The sequence below is a fragment of the Sulfurimonas sp. genome (assembly GCF_023229025.1).
In the GTDB taxonomy this organism is placed as follows: Bacteria; Campylobacterota; Campylobacteria; order Campylobacterales; family Sulfurimonadaceae; genus Sulfurimonas.
On sequence record NZ_JALOAA010000008.1, the window covers coordinates 52,947 to 63,750 of the forward strand.

At 37.7% G+C, this 10,804-nt stretch carries 12 protein-coding genes; all 12 read right to left on the reverse strand.

From position 1 onward, the window contains the following. Positions 1–2: 2 nt before the first annotated feature. Positions 3–1,193 (reverse strand): NAD(P)/FAD-dependent oxidoreductase, encoded by a 1,191-nt coding sequence (locus tag M0Q20_RS03370; RefSeq protein ID WP_295058751.1) that lies wholly within the window; start codon positions 1,191–1,193, stop codon positions 3–5. Then, positions 1,193–3,412 carry an endonuclease MutS2 gene (locus M0Q20_RS03375; RefSeq protein ID WP_295058752.1) on the reverse strand — a complete coding sequence of 740 codons (2,220 nt, stop codon included), beginning with the start codon at positions 3,410–3,412 and terminating at the stop codon, positions 1,193–1,195. Before M0Q20_RS03375 ends, M0Q20_RS03370 begins: the two co-directional genes overlap by 1 nt. Continuing rightward, a complete protein-coding gene (locus tag M0Q20_RS03380; RefSeq protein WP_295058753.1) occupies positions 3,403–3,732 on the reverse strand; it encodes a hypothetical protein in 330 nt (109 codons plus the stop codon). Before M0Q20_RS03380 ends, M0Q20_RS03375 begins: the two co-directional genes overlap by 10 nt. Beyond that, a complete protein-coding gene (gene murC / locus M0Q20_RS03385; protein WP_295058754.1) occupies positions 3,732–5,045 on the reverse strand; it encodes a UDP-N-acetylmuramate--L-alanine ligase in 1,314 nt (437 codons plus the stop codon). The genes M0Q20_RS03380 and murC overlap by 1 nt, the downstream gene beginning before the upstream one ends. Before the next feature lie 4 nt (positions 5,046–5,049). Then, on the reverse strand, positions 5,050–5,553 hold the full coding sequence (locus M0Q20_RS03390; protein WP_295058755.1) for a hypothetical protein: 504 nt from the start codon (positions 5,551–5,553) through the stop codon (positions 5,050–5,052). Continuing rightward, complete coding sequence (locus tag M0Q20_RS03395) at positions 5,550–6,686, reverse strand: succinyldiaminopimelate transaminase (protein WP_295058756.1); 1,137 nt, start codon at positions 6,684–6,686, stop codon at positions 5,550–5,552. Before M0Q20_RS03395 ends, M0Q20_RS03390 begins: the two co-directional genes overlap by 4 nt. A 57-nt stretch (positions 6,687–6,743) precedes the next feature. Beyond that, on the reverse strand, positions 6,744–7,274 hold the full coding sequence (locus M0Q20_RS03400) for a hypothetical protein (protein WP_295058757.1): 531 nt from the start codon (positions 7,272–7,274) through the stop codon (positions 6,744–6,746). A 10-nt stretch (positions 7,275–7,284) separates the two neighbouring features. Continuing rightward, on the reverse strand, positions 7,285–7,956 hold the full coding sequence (locus M0Q20_RS03405; RefSeq protein WP_295058758.1) for a ThiF family adenylyltransferase: 672 nt from the start codon (positions 7,954–7,956) through the stop codon (positions 7,285–7,287). Beyond that, positions 7,953–8,750 carry a carbon-nitrogen hydrolase family protein gene (locus M0Q20_RS03410; RefSeq protein WP_295058759.1) on the reverse strand — a complete coding sequence of 266 codons (798 nt, stop codon included), beginning with the start codon at positions 8,748–8,750 and terminating at the stop codon, positions 7,953–7,955. Before M0Q20_RS03410 ends, M0Q20_RS03405 begins: the two co-directional genes overlap by 4 nt. Then, the gene (gene xseB, locus M0Q20_RS03415) at positions 8,750–8,956 is read right to left on the reverse strand and encodes an exodeoxyribonuclease VII small subunit (RefSeq protein WP_295058760.1); all 207 of its coding nucleotides are present in this window, start codon (positions 8,954–8,956) and stop codon (positions 8,750–8,752) included. The genes M0Q20_RS03410 and xseB overlap by 1 nt, the downstream gene beginning before the upstream one ends. Further along, complete coding sequence (locus M0Q20_RS03420) at positions 8,949–10,055, reverse strand: homoserine O-acetyltransferase (RefSeq protein ID WP_295058761.1); 1,107 nt, start codon at positions 10,053–10,055, stop codon at positions 8,949–8,951. Before M0Q20_RS03420 ends, xseB begins: the two co-directional genes overlap by 8 nt. A 2-nt stretch (positions 10,056–10,057) precedes the next feature. Then, the coding region (locus M0Q20_RS03425) for a PLP-dependent transferase (protein ID WP_295058762.1) at positions 10,058–10,804 on the reverse strand (747 nt) is incomplete at its 5' end.

The following is a 10,804-nucleotide window of genomic DNA, read 5'->3' on the forward strand; positions in this document are numbered from 1 at the left end:
ATTTAAACTTTAGTGATATCTTTTGCCGCCAAATATCCACTTGCCCAAGCAAAGGCAAAGTTATATCCGCCTCTTTTGCCTACAACATCCAACACCTCTCCGCAGAAGTATAGATTTTTCTGTTTTAATGACTCAAAAGTTTTTGGATTTATCTCTGTGGTATCGACTCCACCGCCTGCTACTTCTGCGTGACGAAAACCATGTGTGTCACTTACCTCAAAGCGCCAGTTTAAGAGCTGGTTTGCTATTTTTTTGGCTAGTTTCATATTGATTTCATTATTACATGTAGAAGCTAGAATATCTAAATCTTCTAAAATAGCTTGAGCAATTTTTAGCGGAACAAGCCCTGCTAAGATATCTAAAATAGAAAAATGAGGCATATTTTGAGCAAGAGTGCTTATATGAGATGAGAGCTTTTGCGCAGTAAAGGCGGGAAGCAGATTTACTGAGATGCTTACATGTGAATGCTCCATCAAAGCGACACTTGCTCCTTGAGAGATATCTAATATCGCAAATCCTGAGGCACCGTAGTCTGTAAAAAGAATATCTCCCTTACATGTAAGCTCTTTTTTACTATTTATAAGAAGTGTAACCTCCCCACTAGCCTTGGCTCCGCTCATCTTTTTTACAATTTTTGAATCAAGATGAAGTTGCACAAGTGAAGGATAGGTCGGGATTATATTGTGTCCAAAGGCTTTTGCAAACTCAACTCCGTCACTGTTTCCACCAAGATGTGAAGCAGCCTCAGAACCTGTTGCTACGACAACTGCGTCATGCTCATATAAGAGCTTTTTAATGTCCGTTATTTTTGTATCCGTATGAAAAGTAACGCCTAGGTTTTTGGCATAATTAATCAGCAGAGATGCAACGCTTTTTGCTTCGTTGCTAAGAGGATAGACTCGTCCGTCATCTTTTATGTCAAGTAAAAGCCCAATGCTATGGCAGAACTTCTCAAACTTAACAAAGCCAAACTCTTTAAGTGCAAACTCTACAAATAGAGGATTTTGTGAGAAGTAATCATGATAAGTGAGGTTTGTATTTGTAATGTTGCAGCGCCCGTTTCCGGAGACCAGAATCTTCTTAGCACATTTAGAATTTTGTTCAAAAATATCTACATCTATATTCTCTTTGGCACAAAATATAGCACACAAAAGTCCAGATGCACCGCCGCCGATAATTGCTGCTTTTTTCACTATAGTGTCACTACTTTTGCACCGAATCCACCCAGATACTGTGGTGCATCTTCAAATTTCTTGACTTTTGGATGAGCTTTTAGGAACTCTTTGACGGCGTAGGAGAGTTTTCCCGTTCCTATGCCGTGATAGACTACAACTTCATCCCATCCGTTTATGAGTGCGTCGGAGATAAATTTGTCCAAAACCTCATTTGCTTCTTCGGCTCTCATACCGTGAAGATCACACTTTAAGCCCGCTTTTTTTTCAACATTTAATTTTACATCGGTAGTTGGCTTCTGTTTTATGAGCTGAGTGTGTTTTAGTTGCGATGTCTTAACGCGTACTCGCATTCCATCAAGTTCTACAATCGCCTCTTTTTTATCTTTCATGGCGACTATAACGCCTTTTTTGCTATGATATTTAACATTATCGCCGACTTTAAACTCTATATGTGGAGTTATTTTCTCTTTTTTTTCAAGGGGGAGCTTTTTATTGGCTTCATTCATCGCTCTGTGAATAGCCTTCATATCTCCAGCGCGAGCTGCTTGCTTTGCCTCATCTATAGCAGTTTTATAACTCTCTTTGAGCAAATTTTTCTCACGTTGGAGCTCCTCAAAAAGCTTGATTTCCTGCTCTTTTAGAGTCCGCTCTTTTATCTGCAGCTCTTCTATTTTTTCATCAACTTTTTTGTGCTTTTGTTTAAGCTCGCGCTCTAGTTGTGAGCCTCTCTCTATAAGCATGTTTAGCTTTTCGCTGTTGTCACCGTAGAGAGCTTTTGCTTCTTGAACGATTTTGTTTGAGATGCCGTATCTCTGTGCGGTCTCAAATGCGTAACTCTTACCTATAATCCCTTGCATAAACTCATAGGTCGGAGCTCTATTTTGCTCATCATAAATAGCTGCCATAAGCTCAACATCATCACGATCTGCCATAAGAGCAGCTAGTCGCTTGTGATGGGTTGTTACTACGATTTTTTGTCCGCGTAAAATTAACTCATCAAGTATTACTTTAAATAGTGCGGCAGCCTCATCACTATCCGTTCCCAGCTCTATCTCATCGACTCCGATAAGTGCATCTCTGTACTCAAATATTTTTGAGAACTGCTGCATTCGTCCTGCAAAAGTAGAGATATCGTTTTTTACATTTTGCGGATCATCAATGACTGCCAATATATTTTTAAAGCTTCCTATGTGAGACTTATGTTCATTTAGCTTCATGGGTATGATATATTTTGCCATAAAAGCCGCACTTAAAATTGATTTTAAGAGCATAGTCTTACCACCGGCATTTACACCTGTGACCATAAGTATATTTTTGGAAAAGTCCACATGTATAGGCTTTGCATTGTGAAGTGCAGGGTGAATGAAACTATCTAAAATAATTTTTGAATCTTTTTTTGACTTAATGAGTTGGAGATTTTTACTCTTTGCAAACAGGACTCTGGCTTGATAGTTATCAAACTTTGTAAACTCTTTATCGACAAAGTTTATAAAAGGTAAGAGCTCCGAGAGTTTTGATGAGAACTCTTTTGCATAAGTGTAAAAGATAGCTTCTCTCTCTTGGTTTATGTAGCGTATCTGCTCTTTTGTCTTTAGTATGCTATCGGGAGAGACATAAAAACCACCGCTTGCACTTCTGCCTACTACTGCGCCTTTTAGCACATGATTAAATCCACCGCGAACAAGGAGACACTCCTCGTCATTGATGAGATGAATTTGGGTATCAATAAGGTAGGGCGATATTTTTTGAGTGGAGGTAAGCCTTTTTAAAGAGCCGCTCATGTTGGCTTTATGCTCTTTTATTCTGGCACTTAAAGCAAAAAGAGTCTCATCTAGATTCTCATCAAATTTGCCCTCATTAGTAAAGTACTGCTCAACATCTAAAAATTTTTGCTCAACTACAAATCTATCCATCCATTCGCCGATAATGCCTTGGAGATTTTTATTTTTAAAATATCTAAAATAGCGTACGACTTTAATAATTTCAAAAATCTGTTCAAATTGTAGTACGCCATGTTTTTTTAGATGAAGTTTTATATTTGTAAAGTCAGCTACTTTTGGGGGAGCTTTAAACTCTATGGCATCAAGTGCCATAATAAAGCGGTAGTGAAGTTCTTGGTCACCCTCCATGTAAAGAGAGTCATCTCGTGAGAAAAATTGTCTAAATAGGGCAATATGCTCGCCTAAATCTAGCTGATTGATTAGTAAATCAATCCTTGAATCACTCTCTACTCGCATTTAGATGCACTAATCATCTGACCATAGTATGGAGTGTTCTCTTTACCTATGAAAGTGTATGTGCCTATACTAAGTGTAAAGTTCTCTTTGTTTACCTCTACGCCTTGGCAAATGATTGTACTATTTTGGTTATATCTTAAAACAGCATCAAGCATCATTTGAGTTCTTTTGTCATTATATTTATTGTATGCTATAGCAAATAAAACGATAGATAAAACTATTCCGGTTACTACTGTTTTTTGAGAACGGGTTAGTTCAGTAAAGTAGTGCAGTGCTAAAAAGAAGAGAGCTACAACTACTAGCCCAGCTATATATGCCATTATGCAGTTCCTCTTATCTGGTAAGTTAAGTCACCGGCACCAAAACCGATGATAAGACCTTTGTCTAATATTTTTAACACTTCTTTATCTTTCATGATAGTAATAGTGTTGTTTGCTCTTGTTATATTGTCAGCCATAATTAAGTTGTACCTTTTAAATTTCTCTTTGAAGTCAATCTCTTTTATCGACTCGCCTGCAGACCAAACAGGAAGTATTATAAGCTCCTCTGCCCCTTCAAAACACTTTATAAACTCTTCAAGATTGTCTATAGTCCTTGAGTATTTATGCGGTTGCCAGATTGCCGTAATCTTATCAAATCCTTTTAAAAGAGCATACTCTTTGACCGACTCAAAGGTAGCTTTTATCTCTGTAGGGTGATGACCGTAATCGTCTATTATTACGCTTCCTTTTTCAGATCCGACAATATCAAAGCGTTTTTTAATACCCTTAAAAGTAAGTATCTTCTCTCTAATTATCTCAATATCCATGGACTCATTTGCTGCTAAAATAGCCAAAGAGGCATCAAGTGCAATGTGTTTTCCAAATCCCCAAACATCAAAACTGCCCAAATCTTTAAGGGTAAATCTCGTATGAGGCTCATTATCAATCAGTACAAATTTTATATCTGTGATATCTTTGCTTGGGTAGAGCCACTTAGCATCAACTTCATCAATAAGTTTGCTTAAAAATGGGTCTTCTGCATTTAAGACACGGCAAGGTGCAGATTTTATAAATGTTTTGTAAGAGTCGTAAAAAAGCTCGTAATTATAGTCATAATACTCCATATGCTCAGGCTCGGCGTTTATAACAATTGCACAGTGTGGGATTGAGTTTATAAAACTGCCATCACTCTCATCTGCTTCAAAGAGCATTACATCGCTTTGCGGGTTATATCGTACATTTGAGCCAAATGCTTTTGACTCTGCACCTATGATTGCAGAGCCCTCCATGATAGCCGTTAGTATTGCAGTTGTAGTACTTTTGCCATGTGCGCCTGCGACAGAGTAAACTTTTAAGTTGTTTAAAATACGCAGTAGCGCCTCTCGACGGGCAAGAACCTCGATACCTTTTTCTTTTGCTTCAACGATTTCAGGATTATCAGGACGGATAATAGCAGAGTGAACAACTAACTCCTGATCTGTTATAGCAGAGGCATCATGAGGAACTGTAACTTTAATGCCAAGCTTACGAAGTTTTTTAGTTATTACCGTATCAGATATATCCGAACCGCTTATCTCATGACCTTGAAAGTGCATGTACTGCGCCAACCCTGATATCCCAATTCCGCCAATACCAATAAAATGAATTTTCATTCGCTTACTCCGTATCTATTTTGGGGTTGTCTAGCAATTTCTGTGCCTCGCTGTTAAAGCAACTTATATAAAACGTTCCCGCATCTTGTGTTGAATCAATATCGGCTATATCTGATAAGAAATTATCAAAAGAGACGTTTTCTTTAGAGGCAATCCAGTGAAATTTAAGAGCCGATGAAAACTTCTTGTCATTACTAAGTCCGCTTAAAACTTCAAAAAGAGCACTCGCATCAGATGTTTTTCCTGCGCTGTAATGCTCTATGGCATACTCATACAGAGCTCTTAGCGTTGCAAAGTCTTGAACTTCACTCATATCCATTACTCTGTGTGTCTCAAGCGTGTCTGTTAATCTCTCTAGTGCTAAATCAAGTATATTTATATAAAAATTTTGAAGCATATCTTCATCAAAAGTGTCATGTGCACGCTGCTCAAGTAGATATAAAGAGGCTATGTCAGAGTTTTGTTGTGCTTGAAGCACCTCTGCTTTTAATTTTTCTGTTTCACTCACGATAGACACTCCTTTATTCTCTTTAGTGCATTTTTTGTTTTTTTCGGATCTTCAACAAGCGCGATTCTTATAAAATCTTTGCCGGGATTTATACAATTCTCATCGTCTCTAGCTAAATACTCTCCGGGTAAAACTTTTACATTGTATTTGCTATATAGCTTTTTTGTAAACTCAAGTGCATTTGGAACTTTTAGCCAAATGTAAAAGGTAGCATCTGGAATCTCAATACCTAAAATCTCGCGCGCGGCTTCAAAGTTTTGTTTATAAATTGCTCTTGCATCTTCTACATGCTGCTCATCACTCCAAGCAGCCGCTGCAGCACTTTGAAGCGGAAGAGGGGAGGCACAACCTATGTAGGTTCTATAGCTCATGTACTCTTTTAGTATCTTTTCATCACCTGCAATAAAACCTGAGCGAAGTCCTGGAGCGGATGAGCGTTTTGAGATGGAGTTAACAATAAGAATATTTTTAAACTCCCTGTTTCCTACATGTAATGATGCCTCAAGAAGTGAGGGAATCGGCTTGTCTGTATAAATTTCGCTGTAACACTCATCATTTAAAAGTACAAAATTATGCTTAAGTGCGAGCTTAACCCACTCGCCAAGCTCATCAAGAGTGAGCGTGGATGTAGTGGGATTATTTGGAAAGTTTAAAATTACAAGATGAGATGCAGATAACTTCTCCTCATCAATTAGAGGCTTAAAGTTATTTTCTTGTGTAAGATTTAGATAGATTGTTTTTGCTCTTGAAGCGATTGCCGCACCCTCATAAATCTGATAAAAAGGATTTGTAAAGGCGATGCAAGGCTCTTTTTTATCAAAAAGTAGAAATTGAGGGAAGTTAAAAAGTACCTCTCTTGTTCCAAAAGTAGGGATAATCTGCTCATTGCTAAGATTGACGCCAAATCTTTTTGCAACAAAGGCTCTTTGAGCTTCTCTTAGCTCATCTTCACCGATAGTTTTAGGATATTTTCTAAGAAGATTGGCATTTTTGCAAAGCGTTTTTTGAATAAAGTCAGGAGTTTCAAATTGTGGTTCGCCTATGGTTAAAACAGATGGTTCATACTCTTTATTTGGCGCAATCTCTTTAAGTAAATTATTAAGTTTTTCAAATGGATAGGGTTCAAAATTCATAGTTTTTAGTGCCTTTAATAGTAGGTGAAATTATATCTAAAATCTATAAAATAGAGGTTAATGGCTGTCAAACTCCTCTAGGCACGAAGCCTCTCCCTCTGAGACTCTACAGTAGCTTGAACCTTTATCAAAAGAGATCATATATGGACGCTGCTTTATATCAAGACTCTTTGCAACATCTGCAATCTCTTCAATCATATCTAATGTAGTTTGTCTGGCTTTATAGTTGCTTAGTTCTATCTCATCTTCATATACCATTATATCTATAAGTGTCTCTTTTGGATTTAAGGACTCATATATGTAGTGTATTGTCTCCTCGGAGTTAAGAATAGGAAGTCTGTATAGAAATACATAGTAAGTGTTAGATAGTTGCAACATTTTGTTCTCATCTATCTTTTTTATTAGCGCACGAGAGTAATCGCAGAGCGGGTCTACAAAAACATATATATCGCTATCCGTGCCCGTACCGAATTTAATAGCATATTTTGATATCGCTTCAAGATCTGCTTTTGGTTTTTGTGCAACAGAAACACTTTGGGCAGCTCCAAGATTGAAAATCAGAAAAAATATAATTGATAAAATTTTCATATAAACTCCATTATGCTTTTGGAAGAGAGAACTTCTGGGTAATATATTCGCCCTCACTGTTAAAAAACAGATAATACAAGAAGTCTTTTTTAACACTTAGTCCGGCTAGATATCTTAGTGCTAGGTTTGCTTGAAGAGATGCTACATGCATAACTATAGGAGCGGTAATACCGGCTGGAGTTTTTGATGTTATTTTAAAGGCATCTCTAAAAGAGGAGTCCTTAAAAAAGCAGACCTGCCCATGATATGCTTCAACACTTCCATATATCCAAGGCGATTTTTTATCTCTGCAGTAACTGTCTATTTCGCCTCTAGTAGGAAGATTGTCTGTTGCATCAATAATTAAATCAACATAAATATTCTTTTTGCACCACTCATCAAATCTGCACTCATGCGCAATAGCCTTGACAAAGGGGCATCTATTCTCAATAAGCGCTGCATTAATAGCAGCTTTATTTTTGCCCTCATCACCAATTTTAAATGCAATCTGTCTATGGATGTTGTGAGTTGAGACTTCATCAAAATCTATCATATGTATTTCACCAATACCGCTTGAACCAAGAGCAAATGCTAGAGAACTTCCAAGTCCGCCGGCACCTACAACCGCTATCTTTTTATCTTGCAAAGAGAGTTGAGTCTCCTCCCCCCAAAGTTGTACTTGACGTTGAAAATAGTTCATCATAAGCTACTCCTTTTATGTATCATATCCCTAAAGCCCCAGAATCTTCTTGCAGCAAGAACTTCTGAGTGGTGCATCTGAACAATCATAAGCTCCTCTTTGTTTCCTAAATGCTCTAGAAGCTCGCCGTTTGGAGAAGCTAAAAGCGAATCTCCGTAAAAACGCCATGTAAACTCTTTATCCTTATATTCACCTATCCTATTTGCTCTTAAAATATAGCAGTTTTGAGTAAATGCCCGAGAGAGAACAAGCGCTTTCCATCTCTCGTAAGAGTCAAATGTCGATACACTCGGTACTAAGATACAATCAACATTTTTATGACTAAGCTCTTCAAATATTTTATCAAAATGGAGCTCAAATCCACTAATTATAGCAAATTTAAACCCCTCTATCTTAAATATTAAAGGGGCTTCTATAGCCTTTTGTTCATTTGCAAAAAACTTCTCCTCATTCCAGTGCGGATAGTTTATAAGAAGCTGCTGTTGGTAGTAGGAAGTAGATGATGGAGCAAACTTTGCAATAACTTTGTAGATATTTGCTTTTTTAACAATAATAATTGGTGCGATAATAGTGAGATTATAAGTAGAAGCTAGCTCTCTTAGGACTTTTATTTGATGCTCTGAATGCTCTTTTATCATGTCGTTTGAAAGAGTTTGAAGTTCTTTAAAAAATGGGTTTAGTATATATTCGCCTAAAAGAAGAACCTTTACTCCCTGTTTGCTTGCGATTCTAATATAGTTGTATAGCTTAGTTGAGCTCATACCTTGAGCACTTAGTTGAAGCACCGCAGCTAGCACTACTCTGCCTTTATCTTTGTTATTTTTATCTCTGCATCTTCTAGTATTTTTTGAGCTTTTGAGAGTTCACTCATACCCTCTTCATACGCTTTTACACTATCTGCTAACGTAATCTCAGGGTTCATTAAAGTATCTAGAATTTTTTTTGCATTTTGCAGTTTTGATTCAAAACCTTCGGTTTCTTTAGTTAAAGCCTCTTTAGCCATTTAACGCCTCCTCTATATATTTTTCAAACTTATTAACTTCTACCAAAAAGGAGTCATGCCCATAGTCACTCTTTACATCTAGATAGTGATGATTTTTGTATCCTATTTTAGTTAAAGTATCACTAATCTCTTTCATCTCATAGCTTCTAAAGAGTAGGTCATTACTAAAGCTAATTAGATGTAGCTGAGTATTTACTTTTTGCAGAGCCTCACTGAGCGAGTCAAATCCGCGTGAGAGATCATAAATATTTATCGCTTTTGTAATGTACAGGTAAGACAACGGGTCAAACCACTTTGTAAAATTATATCCATTGTACTCTAAAAAAAGCTCCACTTGAAACTTTCCAAATAGCTCGTAAAGTCCATCTGTACTTTTATACTCTCTGCCAAATTTGCCCTGCATCGACTCATGCGAGAGAAAACTAATATGCCCTGCCATTCTTCCGACTGCTAAGCCCGATAATCCACTTTTTACAATATCTTCGTGCTCGTAGTATCCGCCTTTGAAATCAGGATCTTTTAGTATCGCTTCTTGAGCTATTTTATTAAATGCGATAGCCCAAGGTTGAGTTGCATGCGTTGTGGCTAAAGATATTGTTTTTGATGCAAAATCAGGGTAATGAACTGCAAAATGAAGTGCTTGCATACCGCCCATAGAGCCGCCTATAATCGCATGAACGTTATGAATGCCGAGTTTGTCAAAAAGAATTCTTTGAGCCTTGACCATATCTTTTATGGTAATAACCGGAAATTTGTAACGGTATGGATTTTGATGCGGGTGTTGTGGACTCATAGGACCTGTTGAACCAAAACAGCTTCCTATAACATTTGTACAAATAACAAAGTATTTATCGGTATCAACCGCTTTTGAAGGACCTATTAGATTATCCCACCAGCCGGGTTTTTTATCGCCCTCATAAGTTCCTGCACAGTGGTGTGAACCTGTTAGTGCATGGCATATGACGATAACATTACTTTTGTCGTCATTTAGAGTACCGTATGTTTCGTAAGCAATGTCGTATGGTTCTAAAATACGTCCACTCTCTAGATAGAGTGGATTTGTAAAATGTTCTGTATGTGTCTTAAGGTTTAGTGACAAATTTACGCCTCAAGAGCCTGTTTTATATCCGCTATTAAGTCAGTAATACTCTCTAAGCCGCAAGAGATTCTAATAAGCCCTGCAGGAACTCCGCAAGCTGCAAGCTCCTCTTGAGTAAGCTGCTGGTGAGTGGTTGAAGCAGGGTGTGTAATTATTGATTTAGAGTCGCCTATATTTACAACAAGCGAGTAGAGATTAGTTGCATCAACCACTTTTACTGCTTCTTGAAGTGAGGCTACTTCAAAACTAAGAAGACCGCTGCTTGCGCCCTCGTCAAAATATTTTTGAGCATTTTTATAGTTTGTATTGTTTTTTAGTCCAGGATAGTTTACCTTTTTTACTTTTGGGTGTGATTCTAAAAACTCTGCCAACAAAAGGGCGTTTTTCGAGTGTTCTCTCATGCGAAGCGACAACGTCTCCATCCCTTGAATAAATAACCATGAGTTAAATGGAGATACAACAGCACCTAAATCCCTAAGCAGGGAAAGGCGAGCACGAAGTGTAAACGGAGGAAGCGGTACATCAACATAAACTAGACCATGATAAGAGGGGTCAGGCTCATTGAAGTGTGCGTAGCGAGGATTTGATTTTAATTTTTCAACCAAATCTTTTCTCTCTACTAATATTCCGCCGATAGCAAGACCTTGACCTGTCGTATATTTGCTTGCACTATGAACGGTTATATCTGCACCATGCTCAAGTGGGCGACATAAAGCCGGAGTTGCTACCGTATTGTCAACCACTGTCAA